The sequence below is a fragment of the Ignavibacteriota bacterium genome, from assembly GCA_016713565.1.
Lineage (GTDB): Bacteria > Bacteroidota > Ignavibacteria > Ignavibacteriales > Melioribacteraceae.
Genome location: JADJOX010000003.1, coordinates 219,215 through 240,132, shown reverse-complemented (window position 1 = coordinate 240,132; position 20,918 = coordinate 219,215). Strand labels below are relative to the sequence as shown.

General features: G+C 32.5%; 11 protein-coding genes. 10 read left to right on the top strand and 1 reads right to left on the bottom strand.

The features are described 5' to 3' along the window. Positions 1-6 precede the first annotated feature (6 nt). On the top strand, positions 7-981 hold the full coding sequence (locus IPK06_03810) for a metallophosphoesterase (protein ID MBK7979136.1): 975 nt from the start codon (positions 7-9) through the stop codon (positions 979-981). An 8-nt stretch (positions 982-989) separates the two neighbouring features. Here the strand turns inward: IPK06_03810 and IPK06_03805 are convergent, their stop codons facing one another. Beyond that, a complete protein-coding gene (locus tag IPK06_03805) occupies positions 990-3,602 on the bottom strand; it encodes a hypothetical protein (protein MBK7979135.1) in 2,613 nt (870 codons plus the stop codon). Positions 3,603-3,774: 172 nt separating this feature from the next. Between IPK06_03805 and IPK06_03800 the strand changes: the two genes are divergently transcribed. From IPK06_03800 to IPK06_03760, 9 genes are read left to right on the top strand one after another with little or no spacing between them, the layout of a single operon-like run. Then, a complete protein-coding gene (locus tag IPK06_03800) occupies positions 3,775-6,807 on the top strand; it encodes a VCBS repeat-containing protein (GenBank protein MBK7979134.1) in 3,033 nt (1,010 codons plus the stop codon). A 3-nt stretch (positions 6,808-6,810) separates the two neighbouring features. Continuing rightward, on the top strand, positions 6,811-8,070 hold the full coding sequence (locus tag IPK06_03795) for a family 16 glycosylhydrolase (protein ID MBK7979133.1): 1,260 nt from the start codon (positions 6,811-6,813) through the stop codon (positions 8,068-8,070). 21 nt (positions 8,071-8,091) lie between these two features. After that, complete coding sequence (locus IPK06_03790) at positions 8,092-10,464, top strand: glycoside hydrolase family 3 C-terminal domain-containing protein (GenBank protein ID MBK7979132.1); 2,373 nt, start codon at positions 8,092-8,094, stop codon at positions 10,462-10,464. Positions 10,465-10,504: 40 nt separating this feature from the next. Continuing rightward, positions 10,505-12,475: a DUF4838 domain-containing protein gene (locus tag IPK06_03785; GenBank protein MBK7979131.1), complete on the top strand. Its 1,971-nt coding sequence runs from the start codon at positions 10,505-10,507 to the stop codon at positions 12,473-12,475. Then, positions 12,375-13,064, top strand: coding sequence for a DUF4838 domain-containing protein (locus tag IPK06_03780; protein ID MBK7979130.1), 690 nt, complete (start codon positions 12,375-12,377; stop codon positions 13,062-13,064). Before IPK06_03785 ends, IPK06_03780 begins: the two co-directional genes overlap by 101 nt. Positions 13,065-13,082: 18 nt before the next feature. Further along, positions 13,083-14,942: a hypothetical protein gene (locus IPK06_03775; GenBank protein ID MBK7979129.1), complete on the top strand. Its 1,860-nt coding sequence runs from the start codon at positions 13,083-13,085 to the stop codon at positions 14,940-14,942. 17 nt (positions 14,943-14,959) lie between these two features. Next, positions 14,960-17,929 carry a right-handed parallel beta-helix repeat-containing protein gene (locus IPK06_03770; GenBank protein MBK7979128.1) on the top strand — a complete coding sequence of 990 codons (2,970 nt, stop codon included), beginning with the start codon at positions 14,960-14,962 and terminating at the stop codon, positions 17,927-17,929. Between the two features lie 58 nt (positions 17,930-17,987). Then, complete coding sequence (locus IPK06_03765; GenBank protein MBK7979127.1) at positions 17,988-19,733, top strand: hypothetical protein; 1,746 nt, start codon at positions 17,988-17,990, stop codon at positions 19,731-19,733. A gap of 11 nt (positions 19,734-19,744) precedes the next feature. Then, positions 19,745-20,911, top strand: coding sequence for an exo-alpha-sialidase (locus IPK06_03760; GenBank protein ID MBK7979126.1), 1,167 nt, complete (start codon positions 19,745-19,747; stop codon positions 20,909-20,911). Positions 20,912-20,918 lie beyond the last annotated feature (7 nt).

Here is a 20,918-nt window from a genome sequence, read left to right as displayed (position 1 = left end):
ACGTAAATGAAAAAAATAATTATTACTGTATTTGTGATTTTATCTACTTTTCACTTAGTTATTGCACAGAATTCAAACACAAAAAAAATAAAAATTGGAATGTGCTCGGACGTTCATCTGCCTACTATGCATGATTCGGAAATGAGAATATCAAAATTTATTGACAGCATGAAAATAGCAAAACCGGATTTCATTATTGAGCTTGGCGATTTTATTATTCCTAAACAAGAATACCAGCATTTATATGAGATATGGAAATCATATACCGGATTAAAGTATCATGTAATTGGAAATCATGAAATGGATGGAGGAACAACTTTAGAAAAAGCTTTAGAGTACAGAAATATGGAAAGTTCATATTATTCATTTAGTATGAATGGTTTTAAATTCATTGTACTTGACGGAAATGAAAAAAAGGATCCTAACAAAAAAGGTTACAGTTCATATATTGGCGTTAAACAAATTGATTGGCTTAAAAATGAATTAACTAATTCTGAAGAGCCGATAATTATATTTTCGCACCAAGGTATTGGAAGCGATCCAAACACTCCCGGCGAAAGATATTCAATTGAAAACGCGGACAGTGTACGAGAAATATTTGAGCATCACAACGAAGCAAACAGAAAAAGTAAGATTATATGCTGTTTTAATGGGCATACTCATCATGATTTTGCAGAAGACATAAATGGAATTTGGTATGTGACCATAAATTCAATGTCATATAAATGGCTTGGTGAAGAATACGAATGCTTAAGATACAGTAAAGAAATTGACGCAAATTTCAAATGGATCAAATATACCGCGCCTTATAAAGATCCTTTATTTACAGTTATTGAAATTTCTTCGGAAGGATATATAAAAATATCCGGAAAAAAATCAAAATATGTAGGTCCGTCTCCATGGGAATTAGGATATCCAGAACATTTAAAGAAATTTGTGAAGCCCGAAATAACAGAAAGAATGTTAAAATTTTCTTTATAATAACTTAGTTAATCTTTCATTAACCAGACTTCAGAAACAATTGTGCCCCAGCCGCCTGAGTTTCTCCATTGTTCAATTGAAACTCTGTCGCCGATTGCTGTATCATGGGCTTTTTCCAATCTTATAATTAATTTTCCGTCTTTAGTCGCGTGTCGTGGAACTTTAAACGTAAAAAAATCACTCATTTTAAACGGTACTTCCAGTTCCTTTGCAAGAACTATTTCGTCGGCATAAATTGTCTGTGATTTTTGATTCATTCGATGATTGTATCTTGGCTGATACCAAGGACGAACAAAGGTAAATCTAACAGTGTAATTAGCATTTGTATCTAAATCTCTATATTCTAAAGTAACACCTTTTTCTTCATCCTGAGTAAAATGCATTGAACGTTGAGAAGGTCGGTTTCCCTCATCTAACATATCATTTAAATAAGGCTGACCGTGATCATACGGATATCCGACAACAACATTCGGCGCTTTGTTAAATGTCCCAAGATTATCATAAAATCCGCTGTCACCCGGATTTTCATAATCCGCAATCATTTTTAAAAGACTTACTTTTTCAATTTTATCTTTAGATTTCACTGCTCTTTCCAATTGTCTTTTTAGCCAGCCTAACCCAATATAATCATGATCCAAATTATAAAATCCTTCATTCCTTTCGCCAAAAGTTTTGTTGCTTAATTCGCCTAATTCTTTTGCTTCTTGCTTTAGTGAAAGCATTTCCTTCGTATCGTGTAAATCATCAAATAATTTCAGCTGTTTATCAATTTCTTTCAAATTTAAGTCGGATATAATTTCGATCACATTATTTTCTATTTGTGTTTCTAATTCTTTTTGTTGAGCTACTTTTAACTTGATGTATTTATCAAGTGCGGCTTTCTGCATATACATTTGCCAAAGCCAATTATTGTTTAATTCGCTCTGCGGAATTTTTACTCCGGCATTTTTTACCAAATCATAATAATTATCTATTCCTTCTTTTTTATCTAATGGAATTTCGGGATTTTCTTCTAAGTTTTCTTCCAGCTGAAAAATCGCTTTTGCCATGAATGGTGCAGCTTCTTCGCCAAACCAGTTTTTGCAATATTCATTTACAACATCTTCGACAGACATTCTTGGCGACCATAAAAGTCTTTGCCACATCCATTGATTAAAATGATCGTGATGACCGCTTGAATGAGTGATATCTCCAATTCCGTAACGCATAAGATCATTAAATACACGATGATAATATTTTGGCCAGGCATAAAAAGTTAAACGATTATATACCATAGTTAAATATTGATCAGGTCTTCGTTCATAAATGTCTTCACTCCAGTGCGGAGGTTGATCTCCGTTTTTATCCGCTCTGGGATACATTTGAACATAACCGTGCTGGGCGTATTTCCAATGAGTTATTTCATTATAGAAAACTAGTTTTTGTTGAGGCGGAAGCTGATGCAAAATTTCTTGCGGATACAAACCATAAGGTCCAAATCCCGGATATTTAAATAAATCCATTCTATGCGTTTGTCGGTGTCCCGGCTGCCAGCTGGTCGCGTCAGAACCCGGACCGTAACCCCAAGCCCATAGCCAAGTTCGCGGTTTTTCCTGAAGATAATTAAATATTGCAAAATCATCTTCATTATCAAATTTTTGATTAGTAAAATATATTCTTGAAGTTGGGTGATATTTATGAATAATATTCGCCATATCTTCAACCAACTTTATAAACGTTAAACCGTAGGGATTGCATTTGTCGCATTCACAGCCGCCGCCGTCGCCGCCGTGAAATTTCACAAGATCAAAAGTTGGAGAATTTTTAAAATAATCTTCACATTTTTTTAACATAAATTCTCTTGCTTCATGAACCGAAGGGCAGATATACCCTAATCTTCCAATTGATTCGGACGCATTCCATTCTGCAGGGACTTCTTCACCTGCTGTATTTGCACCGAATCCGCCTTGTGTCATTAACCCAAATGATTTGATAAAATTAAACATTGGACCTGGATCAACATTGAAAATATTAGCGCCTGCCAAAGCATAATCTAAAATTACTCTTTTGGTTTCTTCTTCTGTCCAATCTCTTACTTTTGCCAAGTTTTTCGCAACATAACTTTGACCAAATTGTGTCCCTCTTATTTCAAACGCGGGTGCTGTTCTTATACTTAGATTTTTATCATAAATAAACGCTCCGTTTATAACTTGAATTTTTCTTAAAAACTCACCAACGCCGTATAAACAGCCTCTTTCGTCAACACCGGCAATTATAATTATATTTGGATTGCTTGAAATTGATTTTAATAAAAATCCTTCAGAACCCGGCTCAAGTTCTGATAATTCTTTTAATCTATTCGAATAAAATATTTGCTTTAAAATTTTATGACTTTTAGGTATTCCTAAAATTAAATTTGTTGATGAAATTTCACTATTATTTTCAGTAGTAATTTCAACATTTTGCAGACCTTTTTCATTCAGCCTTTGCTCAAGTAAATAGGCAATATTTTTCTCAATCGATGAAGCTGATTCACTGATAACAATTTCGAATAAATCCGTTTCAGCTAATGAGGCTGAGACATTTATCGTAAAAATTAGTTGAACAATAAAAATCAAATTGAGTAACTTCTTATTTTTCATATTTTCCCGCAAATAATTAAGATGAAATAAAGCAATAATAATTTAATCAATAATAAAAACACTTTGCTTATGTATTAAGTTTATTTATCTTTATATATATCGAAACAAACGATTGCCTAATAAGATAATCATTAAAATATTATATCCCAATTTTAAAATTGAGGGCAGTATCGTGATTGAAAATTCTTCAATTAAAAAAATAATTCTTTCTAAAATAAATTTTACTATTCTATTCAGTTTTTCATTTATCGCAATATGTAACGCGCAAAATTCATCAGAAAAATTTCAGAGAATAAAAAATAATAATATTAAGCTGAAAGCCGATCTTGGAGTTGGACTATGGGCTTGGCCTTTACCGCTTGATTTTGATAATGACGGTGATTACGATTTATTGGTAAACTGCCATGATGTGCCGTATAATGGAATTTACTTTTTTGAAAATACTGATGGAAATATTAAAATGCCTGTCTTTAAACCAGGTAAAAAAATTGGTCCGGCTCATAAAAATATTCAGATTTCTTATGTCGACAATTCTCCTAAATATCTTATTCCTGGGAAAGAAATTATAAACTTGATTTCAGGAAAAACTGAAAATATTTACCCGCATGAAAATATTTATGACGATGGTAAAAAGATAAGAGCAAATCAATGGAAATATAGTGATTATAATAACGATGGAGCGGTTGATTTAATTGTCAGTATTGGTGATTGGTCTGATTACGGATGGGATAACGCGTTCGATAGAAATGGGAAATGGTTAAATGGTCCTTTGCATGGATTTGTTTATTTAATTAAAAATATTGGATCTACGGAAAATCCAAAATATATTGAACCAAAAAAAATTCTTGCTGATAATAAACCAATTGATGTCTACGGCATGCCTTCAGCAAATTTATCGGACTTTGATAACGATGGCGATCTTGATATTCTTTGCGGTGAATTTTTGGATAAGTTTACATATTTTCAAAATATTGGAACAAAAGAAAATCCAGAATATTCTGAAGGTAAAATTCTTTCAATAGAAAATAAACCTATAACAATGGATTTGGAAATGATCGTTCCGGTTTCAATAGATTGGGATAAAGATGGCGATATTGATTTGATTGTTGGACAAGAAGATGGAAGAGTAGCTTTTGTTGAAAATACAGGAAAAATTACAGATGGAATTCCTCAATTTAATAAACCGATTTTCTTTAAGCAGGAAGCAGATGAGTTAAAATTCGGAGCTTTGGTTACGCCTTTCAGCGTCGATTGGGATAATGATGGAGATGAAGATTTAATTTGTGGAAATACCGCGGGTTATATAGGCTTTATTGAAAATCTTAGTGGCGCGAATCCGCCCAAATGGGCAGAGCCGGTTTATCTAAAATCAGATGAAAATGTAATTAGAATTCAAGCGGGAGAAAACGGATCTATTCAAGGCCCTTGCGAAGCAAAATGGGGCTATACAACTTTAAACGTTGCGGATTGGGATGGTGATAATCTAAAAGATATTATTATTAATTCAATATGGGGAAAAATGCTTTGGTATAAAAATATTGGAACTATGAACAATCCAAAACTAGCGGCACCAAAACCTATTGAAGTAGATTATGAAATTATAAATCCAAAACCGGCGTGGAATTGGTGGAATCCAGAAGGGAAAAATTTGGTTACTCAATGGCGGACAAATCCGTTTATTATTGATTGGAATAAGGATGGTTTAAATGATATTATTATGCTTGATTATGAAGGTTATTTAGCGTTTTACGAACGAAAAAAGATTGGTCATGAATTAAAATTATTACCGGGTAAAAGAATATTTTTCGATGAAAACAATAATTTGCTTAGGCTGAATGAAAAGGAAGCTGGAAAAAGCGGAAGACGTAAAATTGCAATTACTGATTGGGATCTTGATGGTAACCTTGATTTATTGATCAATAGCAAAAATGTGAATTTTCTAAAGAACATAAGTGCTGATGATTCAAAAATAGTTTTTAAAGATATGGGAATGTTAGGAAAAGATACACTTGCCGGTCATTCTACTTGTCCAACAATTGTAGATTGGAATAAAAATAATATTCCTGATCTTTTAGTCGGCGCTGAAGACGGATACTTTTATTATTTAAAAAACTCTAACGATACAAACGTAACAGAAAATACTTTTTTTGAAAATTCAAAATGTGTAAAATCATTAGAGACCAAAGTTATTTGTAAAGAAGAAGGAAAATATATTGGCTGGCCGACAATTTCAAAAACAAATACCGGTGACTTACTCTGTGTGTTTTCAGGTAATAGAGCAGATCATGTTTGTCCATTTGGAATTACGCAAATAATAAAAAGCAAAAATAATGGGAAAGATTGGACTGAACCTAAAATAATAAATGATACGCCATTAGATGATAGAGACGCTGGAATTATGGAAACATCAAAAGGAACATGGCTAGTAAATTGGTTTACTTCAATGGCTTTTGATAAAGAAAGGTATTATGAAAAATATCCTAAATGGCAAAAAATTAGAAGTGAATTAAATGATTCAACCATAAATTTCTGGTTAGGTAATTGGACACGAAGATCGCCGGATAAAGGTAAAACTTGGCTTAAACCGGTAAAACAATTAGTCTCATCACCGCATGGACCCATAGAACTAAAAAACGCAAAATTATTGTATGTTGGAACTTCATCGCTTAATAGCAATAAGATCTTAGGCGTTGAAATTTCTGAAGATGATGGAATAAGCTGGAATTTATTTTCACAAATTGAAATTGGGGATCAAGATACAATCGAATATTATCATGAACCTCATGCAGTAGAATTAAGCAATGGTAAAATAATTGCTATGTTCCGTTATCAGCCAAAAGATAAATCGGATTCATACTTAAGGCAGTCCGAAAGTTATGACGGCGGAATGACGTGGACGAAAACACACAGAACAAATATTTTTGGGTACCCTCCGCATTTGATAGAATTAAAAAATGGATGGATTCTTGTCGTATATGGCGTGCGCAAATATCCTTTCGGAGAATATGCGTGCATTAGTAAAGACGGCGGTGAAACCTGGGATGTGGAAAATGAAATTTACTTAAGTAAAAGTGACAATGGAGATTTAGGTTATCCCGCATCTGTTCAACTTGAAGACGGTTCTATAATTACAGTCTTCTACCAAATTGATAAAAAAGATGAAAAAACAAGTTTGTTTCAAACTCATTGGAAAATAAACGAGTAAAATATGAATAATCATAAAGCACTATTTTATGCTGTTTTTGTTACAATATTTCTTTCATTTAACACAACAATTTTACATTCTCAAGTTCCTTCAAAAATAAATTTGGATGTGCTTTGGCTTTTTAAGCCTGATGAACAAAATGTTGGCATTTCAGAAAAATGGTATACTGGAAATTACAATGATAAAAATTGGGATACGCTTGACGCGGGAAATAGGTGGGAAAATCAAGGTTATCCTAATTTAGATGGATTTGCATGGTATAGAAAAAAAGTAAATATTCCAATTGAATGGAAATCCAAAAAAGTTTGGATAAAATTCAGCGGTGTGAATGATGCTTATAAATTATTTATCAATGATAAAGAAGTTGCTTATGCCGGCGAGGCAAAAATTAGTTATGCCAGTAAACCGTCTTTTTCCAATATTACAAAATTTGTAAAATTCGGCGAGGTAAATTTAATTGCTATTCAGGTAAATGACTGGGGCAACAGCGGCGGTTTATGGCAAGTACCTATAATTTTAACCAATGATAAAACTGAAATTGATAACATGTTCAAACCGTTAACTCAAATTCAATTTGATCCGTTAAAAGAAGGATATAAATTAGAATGGGAAGATGAATTTAACGGCAATTCGCTTGATACCTCAAAATGGTCAGTCAGAGGTATTGGTCCGCGAGCGGCAGGTTTTGTATCGGAAAAAGCCGTTAAAGTTAATGATGGTAATTTAGAATTATATTCAACTAAATCTGGTGATTCTCTTTTAATTGGCGCGGTAGGAACACAGAATAAATTTATGGTTAAGTATGGTTATTTTGAGTGCAGAGCACAACTTCAAAAATCAAAAGGGAATTGGGCAGCATTTTGGATACAGTCACCCGGTATTTCCAGTGGAGAAGATCCTGGTGAATTTGGTACAGAGATCGACATTTTTGAATATTTTAAAAAGAATGGAGAAAACATAATTTCGCATAATCTTCACTGGGCTTACGGTCCAAATCAACAGTCAATAGGAGGCTTACAAAGCGTTGTTGATGGGGTAAACAATGGCTTTCACACATTCGGGCTTGAATGGACTCCGGAAAAATATTCATTCTTCGTAGATGGATTAAAATATTATGAAGTTTCAAAAGCCGTTTCGCATACGGAAGAGTACATAATTTTAAGTATGGAACTTCCCGCAAAATTAGAAGAATTGGTCGAAGCAATTTTTCCAGACGTATTTATTGTTGATTATGTAAAAGTTTATAAAAAATCTTCACATTAAAATTTAATTGGGAAAATAAATATGAAAAAATTGTTTTTAAAAAATTTCACCTTACTTATTACTGCTCTTTTAATACTTTTTGCAAATCGTATTGATGCTCAGGTGGATAAATCAATTGAGCAAAAAGCCAAAGAATTAGTTTCGCAATTAACGTTAGAAGAAAAAATTGGTTTAACCGTTGGCGACGGCAGATTTTTACCGGAAGTTGACTCTAATATGGAAAAAATTGAAGATGTTTACGTCGCGAACCGAAACTCAAAATTATTGATACCGCGATTAAAGATACGATCGACTTCACTTACAGACGGTCCGACCGGAATAAATAAACCCGAAGCGCCGGACGGAGCAAAAGATTATACTTATACAACAGCGTTTCCAACTTCAACATGTCTAGCCGCAACATGGAATACAGAACTTGTGCAAAAAATTGGCGAAGCATTGGGAAATGAGTTACTTGAATATGATTACGATTTAATTTTAATGCCTGCTTTGAATTTACATCGTGATCCTAATTGCGGACGAAATTTTGAATATTATTCTGAAGATCCATTATTATCAGGTAAAATGTCCGCGGCAATGGTAAGAGGAATTCAATCAAAAGGAGTTGGCGCAACGCTTAAACATTTTCTAGCCAACAATCAGGAAACCAACCGAAGAAAATATAATGCGGTAATCAGTCAAAGAGCTTTGCGTGAAATTTATTTAAAGGGATTTGAAATTGCCGTTAAAGAAAGTCATCCTAAATCAATTATGACTTCATACAATAGATTAAACGGTTTTTATACGGCAGAAAACCCTGAACTGTTAAAAGATATTGTTAGAAATGAATGGAAATTTGACGGTTTGTACATGACAGATTTCGACGGATATTATGGTGACGCACTCGCAAAAGTGCGTGCCGGAAATAATCTTTTAATGAGCGGAAATACCGATGAACTAAATGAATTGAAACTCGCAGTAAAAAATAAATATTTGGATGAAAGCACATTGGACGAAAATTTATACTACAATATGAAATTAAAATTAAACTCTCCAAGTATGCAAGGCTATAAACCTAGTTTCAAGCCGGATTTACAAAAACACGAAAAATTAGCCAAAGAAGCCGCATCTGAAGGAATTGTGTTATTGAAAAATGATAATCACACGCTTCCGTTAAAATCGAGAATTAAAGTTTCACTATTTGGCAAAATTGGATATTATCTTATTGAAGCCGGAACCGGAAGCGGAGGAATAAGAAGCAACAGACATTCAATTACAGTTAATGACGGTTTAAAATCAGCGGGATTTAAAGTATTGCCGGAAATTGAAAAAATGTACAAAGATTATATTGAGCAGATTAAAAGAGAAAACCTCGTGCCGGATTATTTTAACAATCCTAAGATGAGGGAAGATAATGGAATAACTGGCGATCAAGCTCCATTGCACTTTAAGAAAAGGTTAGTTGCTTTTAGTAGAGATAAAAAACTTTCCGCGGAAGAAATAAAAAAATACGAATCCGAATCCGATGCCGCAATTATTACATTAGGCAGAAGCGCCGGTGAAAATTATGAAAACGGATACTTACCCATTACGGAAATCGAAATGAATTTAGTAAAAAATGTGTCTGAAACTTTTCATAAAGCAGGAAAAAAAGTAATTGTAATTCTAAACGTTGGGGGTGTTTGGGAAACAGCAAGCTGGAGAGATTATGCAGACGCAATATTATTGATGTGGCAGCCCGGACAAGAAGGCGGTTACGCTATTGCAGATATAATTTCGGGAAAAGTTAATCCTTCTGGAAAATTACCGGATTCATTTCCGTTTAAATATGAAGATGTTCCTTCATCAAAAAGTTTTCCGGGAGAGCCTAAAGATGAACCCGTAAATTCTTATTATGAAGAGGGAATTTATGTCGGTTACAGATATTATAATACATTTAATGTTCCAACAGCATATGAATTTGGATATGGGCTATCTTATACTACATTTAATTATTCTGACCTAATATTGAGCGGCACAACATTTTCATCAGATTTGAAATGTTCTGTTAAAATTACGAATACAGGAAAAGTTGCGGGTAAAGAAGTGGTACAATTATATATTTCAGCTCCTCAGACAGAAATTGAAAAACCGATTCGCGAATTAAAAAGTTTCGCTAAAACAAAAGAATTAAAACCTGGAGAAAGTCAGATAGTTTCATTTAATATTGATGGGAATTCATTAGCTTCATTTTGGAGCGGAATTAGTTCTTGGGTTGTTGATAAAGGAGAATATGAAGTTCAGATTGGTGCGTCGTCAACAGATATTAAACTTAGAGAAAAATTTAATGTCGAGAATAAAATAATTATTGAGAAAGTACACGATGCACTTTATCCAAACTTTATTTTGAAAGAATTAAGTCAAAAGAGCGAATAAAGGCCGAATGTTAAAATTCATAAACAATTGAGATATAATAATGAAAACAAAATTTATGTTTTTAATTTCATTTTTGTTACTTGTATCAGCAGGTAAAATTCATACTCAAAGTAATTTTGTAAAAACAAATGAATGGTTAAAGGATTGGTTTTTAATTGGTCCATTTACTTTAACAGAAAGTATGGATAACATAAATCATCTTCCGGATTTTGAAAAGGATTTTCTTAAGGATTTTGGCGGAGAATATAATTTTACTTTTGATAAAAATAAGAGCATAAATGAAAAAGGCGAAATTCTTAAATGGAAATTGTTAAACTCAAATGATTCAATAATAAATTTGGACGATGCGGTTTCTAAACGTTCTTATATAACCGCTTATGCTTACAAAGAAATCAATGTTGAAAAGGAAGGAACTTATATTCTTGCGCTTGGGACAAATGACGGCGGAAAATTGTGGATAAATAATAAGGAATTATGGGATCATCAAAGCGGAAGAGGTGTAAAACCCGACGAAGATCTAATTCCGGTTCACTTTGATAAAGGCAAAAATAAAATATTATTGAAGATAGAAGAACGGGGAAATTATTGGGGATTCTGCGCAAGAATTCTTCCTTTCAAAGTAGAATCATTTCTTATGAAAAACGGAGTTTTTGAAATTACCGCCTATCCGCAAGGGAATTCCGAACTAAAATTTATGCTTAATGATAATGTAGCGGATGATATTTTTAAATCCGTAAAATTGGAAATTAAGGATGAGACAAATTTACTTTTGTGGAAAGGTGATTGGGATAAAAATAAAACTATGAAACTCCCGATTTTAAATAATAATTATCAGCAGTACAAATTAAATATAAGTGCTGAAAGAACAGATAACAAAATATGGCAGAAGGAAATAAATTTCTTTTCTGGAAATAAAAAAGAATTTACGCTATTTAAAAACAATAAATCCAATTATAAAATAATTTTAAGTAAATCAGCTTCTGCTTCGGAAAAATGGGCAGCCGATGAATTAAACAAAACAATAAAAGAAATCAGCGGCGTTGAATTTAAAATTGAAGATGACAATTGTGTTTTATCGGAAAATGAAATAATCATTGGTTATAACAAACATTCTGCAAAATTATTAGGCGATACATTCAATAAACCAAATTTAATTGACGAATCATATTTTTATAAAAATTGCGGATCAAATATAATTTTAATTGGAGGAGAAGAACGCGGAACAATGTATTCGGTTTTTTCATTTTTGGAAAATGAATTTGGCGTTCGCTGGTATACTCCGAATGTTACATTCATTCCTAAACGGGATGAATTTATATTCAGCTATTTAAAATTTACCGATTCTCCAGCAATCCGTGTTAGAAATGATTTTTATTATGAAGCGTTTGAACCAATTTGGGCGGCGCATAATAAAATTAACGGCGCAATGGGAACCCGCGAACAGATTGGCGGAGTTGAAGGTTATTGGTCAGTTCACACATTTTATAGGTTTATGCCGCCGGCAGAATACTTTACAGAGCATCCTGAATATTATAGTTTAATAGATGGACAAAGAATTTATGAAAATGCACAATTATGTTTAACAAATCCAAATGTTTTAAAAATTATTACCGAAAAATTAAAAGAAGTAATGCGCACTGAACCTGGTAATTTAATTTATTCGGTTTCTCAAAATGATTGGCGAAATCCTTGTCAGTGTGAAAATTGTCAGGCTATTGTTAAAAAGGAAGGCAGCGAGTCAGGTGCTGTTGTTTGGTTTGTCAATCAAGTTGCGGATAATATAAAATCTGAATTTCCTAATAAATATGTCGGCACACTTGCGTATCAATACACTCGTAAACCACCTAAGAATATAAAGCCGCGTGAAAATGTTGTTATTAGATTGTGCAGTATAGAATGCTGCTTTGCACATGATTTTAAAAGTTGTCCCGAAAACCAAGAATTTCTTTCCGACCTGGAAGGCTTGGTCGGCAATTGCACCTCATTTATATATTTGGGATTATGTTGTTAATTTTAGTCACTATATTTTACCATATCCGAATTTTAATGTTCTGCAATCCAACATAAAAACATTCCAAGAAAATAATTCCATAGGTATAATGGAACAAGCCGCTTATCAAAGTCGCGGCGGTGAATTTTCGGAATTACGCGCTTATTTAATTTCTAAACTTTTATGGAATTCAAACGCGGATGTTGAAGATGTAATTAATGATTTTATGTATGGTTATTACGGCAAAAGCGGACAATATGTTAAAGAATATTTTAATTTGCTTCATTCACAGTTAAATGAAGATACTCACATACACCTGGGATTGGGAGTTGATGATGTAATATTTTCCGAAAAATTTATTAAATGCGCCGATAAAATATTTGACAAAGCAATTATTGTTGCCGAAAATGATGAAATTAAGGAAAGAGTGGAAATGGCGCGTTTGCCGTTAATGTATTTGAAGTGTTCAAGATTTCCGGTTAATTCTAAATATGACGGTACATACGATAAATTTAATGAAATTGTTGAACGTGAAGGAATTACACATTTTGCCGAATCGGGTAAGCCGCATATGGAAGCATTTCATAATTATGTAAACAATGCAAAATAAATTATTGAATGAGGTTTTATGAAGCTGAAAATTATCAGATTATTTGCCGCGATTGTAATGTTGTTCTCATCATTAGTATTTTGCCAAACAAAAACAGATAAAATTGAAGATCAATTTGAATTCGCGAAATCCAGAATAAAAGATTTGCGTCTCAGTTCCTACATTACTGCTCACGCGGTTAGAGATCTTTTGAATAATGAAACCGGAAGACGAGAAGCCCTTTCCGTTTTGAGATGTAATGGAATTACAAAAGTATATATTGAAGTTTACAGAAGCGGATTAGCTGTTGATAAAAAATTATTGAGTGAAGTTAAAAATTATTTTGTGAAAAATAACTTTGAAGTTGTCGGCGGAATAGCGACTGTACCTGGAGATACGTTTGGAGTAAAGCAGGAAGGAAAACTAGGCTGGTTCAATTGGCAGAATGAAAAAACACAAACTGATTTGAAAAATGTTGTTAAAATATCGGCCGAAATATTTGATGAATTTATTGTTGATGATTTTTTATGTACCGGCGATACAAGCGCAGAATCTAAATCGGCAAAAGGAATTAGAACTTGGTCGCAATATAGAAGAGAATTGCTGACAAAAATATCTGAAGAAATATTCGTTAAGCCAGCAAAGGAAGTAAATCCAAAAATTAAAATGATCGTTAAATTTCCGCAATGGTATGATAGATTTCACTTATTTGGATACGATCTTTCTACTAAACCAAAAATATATGATGAAGTTTGGGTCGGTACTGAAACTCGTGGTCAATATACTCAGCGGTATGGATTTGTACAGCCTTATGAAGGATTTATAAATTACAGTTGGATAAAAGATATAGTAAAAGATAAGATTGGCGGAGCGTGGTTTGATCATGGTGATTGTGATAAAAATGACTTTATTGAACAAGCTTACCAATCGGTAATTGCAGGTGCAAAAGAAATAGTAATATTTAATTATTTTGATTTGATAAACGGACATGAAGGACATCATTTATTAAGAAACCAATTTGAACAATTAGCCGATTTGGCAAAGTTTATCAGTGAAAATCCTGTGCATGGGATTAAAGCATACAAACCGATTAATAGCGATGCCGGCGGTGATTTGTATATAATGGATTTTATGGGAATGTTGGGAGTTCCGATTATTCCGGTACATGAATATCCTTCGAATTGTAATGTAATATTTTTGCCGACACAAGCAGCGTCCGATAAGAATATTGCTGAAAAAATTAAATCATCTGTAAACAAAGGAGTAAAATTAATTTGTACTGCAGGATTTCTCTCCGCAATGAATAATGACTTTTTGTATAATATTTCCGGCATTGAGAATATCTCCAAAGCAAATCCATTTAATTCTGATCAGATTATTGAAAATAGTAAAGAAATAAAAATTGAACATGGTTTGGATTTAGAATGTAACCTAAAATTAAAAGAAGCGGATGTTCTTCTAGAAGCAATTCACGAAAATAAATCTATACCATTTTTAACGAAAAATAATTATAAAAATTCTGAGATTTATGTTTTAAATACACATACATTTTCTCAAGAAGATTTTGATAAAGTTGGTGAAGTTTTGTTGTGTCCAAAACCTTTGGGCTTATTGGAAATACCTAAAGCATGGACAAATGAAATAAGAGAAATATTTAATTTAGATAAAGATTATAAAATTGACGCGCCAGCCAGAATTTCAATTCAACCTTTTGGGAAATGTAATTATTTAATTCATAATTATAATAACTCTGTTCAGCAAGTGATTTTAAGTTTTGAAGATAGTTCTATTGAAAAGCTTAAGGATAAATTGACTAATTCAACTTATGAATTTGTTAATGGCAAATTTACAATTGAACTTGCGCCAAGATCGCGTATTTGGCTAACAAAAAACAATTAATCTAAACTGGAATTAAAATGAAATTTAAACCCGAGCATATTAACGCATTTTTTGTTTATCATACTTTATTTATAATATTGGTTCTTACTGGACATTTGTTTTCACAAGGAAGATTTCTCAGAGGTGAAATTTACAAAGAGTATAATCTTGAAAACAAAACCGCCGATTTTTATGTGTCGACAAAAGGGAATGATAATTGGTCAGGTAAATTGGCGGAACCAAACGCAAAAAAAACTGATGGACCATTTGCCACAATTGAAAGAGCAAGAATAGCAGTTATTAATCTAAAGCAAAAAATCTATAAAGAAAAACTTCCGCCGGTTGAAAAAAGATTTATAGGTTCAACTCATAAATTCGGCAGTGGAAATGATATTCTTGTTTTAATAAGAGAAGGAATTTATTCAATTGACAGTTCAATTACTTTTTCACCTAATGATGGCGGAGAAAGAGTAGAAACGGATCTTCCGACTGGAGCATTTGAATACCATAAATTAAAAGATTACTTTGTGACTTATGCTTCTTATCCGGGTGAAAATGCGGTAATCTCCGGCGGTAAAAAAATAGCTAATTGGATCAAAGCCGAAAACGGAATTTGGCAGACAAAAGTAAATTTAAGTAAAGTTAAAGAATTATATGTTAATGGGAAAAGACAAACTCTCGCTAGGGCTCCAAATAAGGGATTCTTTAATACAGTCGGTATTCCAACCGATTCAAGCTCATTTAAATTTAACAAAGGTGATTTAAAGAATTGGGAAAATTTATCTACAAATAATTTGACAATGTTCGTAAGATGGGGAACTGTTTTTGGAAAAATATCTAAAATTGATGAAGTAAATAATATTGCGTATTTAGAAAAACCCAATTCGGAAATAATGATCATTCCTCCAAAATACTTTATTGATAATGTTGAATCAATTTTGGATACTGCCGGAGAATGGTTTTATAATAGTTCAAAAAAAATATTGTCATTTTTACCTTCAAATGAAAATACGAATCTTAATGAAGCGGATGTTTATGTGCCTTATTCTAAATCCCTTTTCAAAGTTATTGGAAAGAAAGATAAACCTATTAGAAATTTAAGATTTTACAATTTGGAATTTACTACAACTTCTTTTGGCGGTGAAGCGACTCTTGATCTTGTATACGCAAATAATTGCGAGATTATAAATTGTAAGATCAACAATGTCGGACAAACTCCAATTAAATTAGGTTTGGGCAGTTATAAAAATTTGATTACAAAAAATAAGATTATGAATTTTGAAGGCAGCGGAATTGAATTAAGAGGTGCGGCAAAACCTGAATCTTGGAATGACATGGTTTATGATAATACAATTTCTTACAATGAAATTGAAGGCGGCGAGTATGCGCATATGGGAATTGGCGCGTCAAACACGCTTAGAACAGAAATTAATCATAATTTTGTCTCCAATGTTGGAAGTTACGGCTTAGCAGTAGGCAGTTGGCCTAATGTAGAAGAATCAAGCGATGGAAATTATTTGGTAGAATATAATCATGTTGAATATGCCACAATGCTGAGAGATGATGAAGGCGGTATAGCGGTTTTTGGTTTGAGTCCGGGTTCTATTGTAAGAAATAATTTGGTTCATGATGTACGACCTGCACCAACTAACGAAAATGTTGGATTCTTTTTTCAAAACATGTCGAAAGGATGGAATGCTTTCGACAATATTTATTACAACTTAAAACAAGCTGAAATGAAATTATGTGCCGCATATATTACAGATAATATTTATAAAGATAATTTTTTAATTGAAAAGCCAGTAAACGATCCCGAAAAATTAATCTTGGGAAATCCGAAATTTTATACCGGTTCTGTAATAATAAATGAGAAAAAGGAATATTTAACCGGTGAAAAAGTTTCGATAAAAAGCGAGGTAAAAAATTTAGGTTCAAGTGGAATAGAAAGTGTTGATCTATACATTGATGGTAAAATTGCTGAAAGTAAAAAGTTTCCTATAATTTCAAATAATATTAGAACAATAGAATTTATTTATCAATTTTATGAACCGGGAAAACATAGAATTTCTATAAACGAAAGTTCAGAATTAGAAATAAATGTAAAAGGTGAGCCGTTAAAATTTGTCGTTAATGATATTCGCTCTTCAATGAATAAATTACCATTAGAAGAAAATGTAATTATAAAAAGTGTTGTACAGAATATAAAAAATGCAAAGCAAGAATTCAAAATTGAATTGTTGGTTGATAATAAAATTGCAGAAACCAAGTCAGTCAGTTTAAATGAGAATGAAATTTCGGAAGTAAATTTTTCTATTATTCCTAATTTAGGAAAACATAAAATAACAATTGGAAATTATGAACCGATTGAAATTGAAGTTTACAAAGGTGAGGAGCAGAAAATATCAGATAAGGATCTTTCTACATTTTGCTCAACAACCGCGCAGCCGTGTAATTTTAATTTCTCAATTGACAAAAATATTTTTGAGATTGAAGCTTCCGGCACCGATTTTTTACACGCCGAGGATTCTTATGGTACAATTTATTTGAATAGAAAGATTTCGGGAAATTTTATTGCCTTAGTTAAAGTTCAGAAATTTGGAGAAGGAGTAAGCGAGTGGTTTAGAGCTGGGTTATTCGTTAGAAATGATATTACAAAAAGTAATGTGGATGAAATTGGATGCAAAGGATCATTTTTAGTTTTTTCTACCCCAAAGAGAAATGGTGCGCAATGGGATGAATTTGCCGATGGCTCGATGCACAATACTAAAAGTTTTAATTATGAAAAGAAAAATCCTTTCCCAGTTTGGTTAAAACTGATTAGAGATGGCAATAAATTTATTAGTTATTTTAGTTACGATGGAACAAATTGGGAAATTGTTAGAGATTCACCGGAAATAAAAGATCTTGCAAAATCAATTAACATTGGAATTGCTGGCGGAACAAATGATCGAAGGCCTTCCAAAGTATATTTTGAAAGTCTTAAAATTATTTGTGAGGAAAGCCAATAATATTCTTTAAAATTTAGAAATAAATTATTTTGTAATCTAAAAAAATGAAAAGTTTAAAATGAGAAAATATCTGTTAGTTTTTGTTATAGTTAGTATTAGCACAATTTTCGCAAAACCAAAATACGCAATTGGATTATTTCATTATAATTTTCAGTACGTTGCCGGCGATTATAGAATTGAAAACAGAATTGTTAAAGAATCACTTTATCCTGCTTTGCAATTCTTCGATCTTAATCCTCAGTACAAAGCAGATTTTGAATTCCAGGGATATGCGATAGAAACCATGGCAGAAGAATATCCTGAAGTCTTAAAATTGCTAAGAAAATTAATTGATCGCGGACAAATTGAATTGGTGATCGCACATTATTCCGATCAATTTTTTATTGCTTATCCGGCATATGATCTTCAGAAATCAATTGAAATTTCCGATGAGATTTTAGAAAAGTATAATCTGAAAAGATCAAGAGTTTTTTTCGGTCAGGAAATTCAATACTCCCCGGGACTCGCGTCAGCGTTAAAAGGAAAATATGATGTTGTTGTTACAAGTTCCGATCCTCATTCTTATTACAGAGATAAAACAATGCCTTTGGTAAATGTTAAATATGGTTATGATTCTATTTTGGGTTTAATTGGTGCCGGAGAAAAGAAACTTAAAAATTTAGATTGGGATTGGTCATTTCTTGATGATGGCGAAGTATTTAATACTTTAGATTATAACAGTAATTTTTATAAAGTACCTGAACAAGAAAAGAAAAGTATTGATGAATTTAAAAAACTAGAGAATGAAGGTTATCTGTTTGTAACAATGACAGAATTAGTTGACATATTAAAAAACGATAAAGATTATAAAATTGCAGATTATCCCTTTATACCTGAAGGTACTTGGAATATGAATGTTTGCGGACCATTTATGTGGATGGGAAGACAAAGAAGCGGCGTTGAAACAGATGGAATTACAAGAGCTTTAAGCTATGAATTACGAGGGGAAATATTAACCGCCGAAAAACTAATTGATTACGCGAAGTCACTAGGGAAAAACATATTAAAACTTCTTGAATTAATAAAAGAAGCATGGAAACATCTGCTGCTTTCGGAAGTGAGTGATTCAAGCGGTTGGACGCCGTGGTTGGTAGAAGTTCAGTACACCGAGAATGAAGTCGCAAATGCGAGAATGGTTCTTGATAAAATATTTAAGGAATTAATTGATATTTTGCCGAAAGAAAACGAATATTTTGAAGTTGATACAAAAACCGGAAATGTGAAAATAAAAAAGGAGCTAAAAGAATTAAAATTTGAGGAAGATTATTTGCCATTTCCAATTTATGTGAGAGCCAAAGATTATAATATTGAAGTAGAAAAATTTAATGGAAATATATACAAGGTTGATATTTACTGTAAAAGACCGAATGATGGCGCGGTTGAAATCGCGTTTGAAACATCTGATAAAATATATTATTCAGCCGGTACTGGTGAAGAAACAATTGTCGAAATTCCAAAAGATCTAAAACAAAATCCGGCAATGGCTTTATCAAATGGATTTTTATATCTGGGAAATGATTATTCTATTATTAAAGATTGCAGCGTTGAGCATTTAGCAGTTACTTGGAGACAAAACGAGAAACGTGCGGTATTTAGAGAGGAGCTAAATAAAAATAATCCAAACACGAGAATGAGATTTTATATTGTAAATGGAAAAAGAGAATTAGCGCATGATTTGGCAAATAAATTAAATACATGGCCGGTTTATAAAGTGACAAATCAAAATAACCAAATAAATTTAGAAAAGATTTTTCCTATTGAATAAAAGGAATTAGAATGAAATTTGTTTATCAAGCTTTAATTTATTTTACCTTAATATCAGTTATTTCAGCGCAGGATTACCAAGCGGATATTATATTTCCATTACAAGGTCAGCACGTTCATGGAAGCAGTATTGTTGAATTGCCGAACGGTGATTTGCTTAGTTGCTGGTTTCAAGGCAGCGGAGAACGCAGCGCAAATGACGTCTCAATTATGGGCTCAAGATTAGTTAAGGGTGAAAAAAATTGGAGCAAACCATTTTTAATGGCAGATACTCCAAATCAGCCGGATTGTAATCCTGTTTTGTTTCTTAATAAAAATAACAAATTATTTTTAGCATGGATTGTCGTTCAATCTAATAAATGGGAAACTTCCATTTTAAAATATCGGACATCAATAGATTACAAAAATGTTGGTGCTCCAATTTGGAATTGGCAAGATATTATTATTATTAAACCTGGTAATGAATTTGTTGATGAGATTGAAACAAAATTCAAGGAAAATACGCATAAAGAATTTGCTTGGTCTGGGTTCGCTCCAATTTACGAAACAATGATTTATGAAGCTTCAAAAGATCCAAAAAAACGGGAAACCGGATGGATGACTAGAATTCATCCATTAATTTTGGGTAACGGAAGAATTTTACTCCCATTATATTCTGATGGATTTAATTTTTCAATATGTGCTATTTCTGATGATGATGGAAGTAATTGGAATTGCGGTTTGCCAATTGTGGGGAAAGGAAATATTCAACCAAGTCTTATTCAAAAAGAAGACGGCACAATTTCGGCATTTATGCGCGATAGCGGAGATGAACCTGGCAGAATAATGATGTCAGAATCATTCGATAATGGAGAAAACTGGACATTTGCAGAAGACTCTGAAATTTTAAATCCCGGCGCAAGTATTGAAGTATTAAAATTAAAAAATGGCAATTGGTTATTAGTTTATAATGATGTTGAAGATGGAAGATATAGTTTGGCGGTTTCAATTTCCGATGATGAAGGAAAAACTTGGAAATGGAAAAAACATCTTGAACATTCGGATAAAGGAGGTTACTCATATCCTTCCGTAATTCAGACAAAAGATGGAAAAATTCATGCAACATATTCGTATCATTTAGGGAACCAACAAAACTCAATTAAGCATGCAGCATTTGATGTAGATTGGATTTTGAATTAATTTTAAT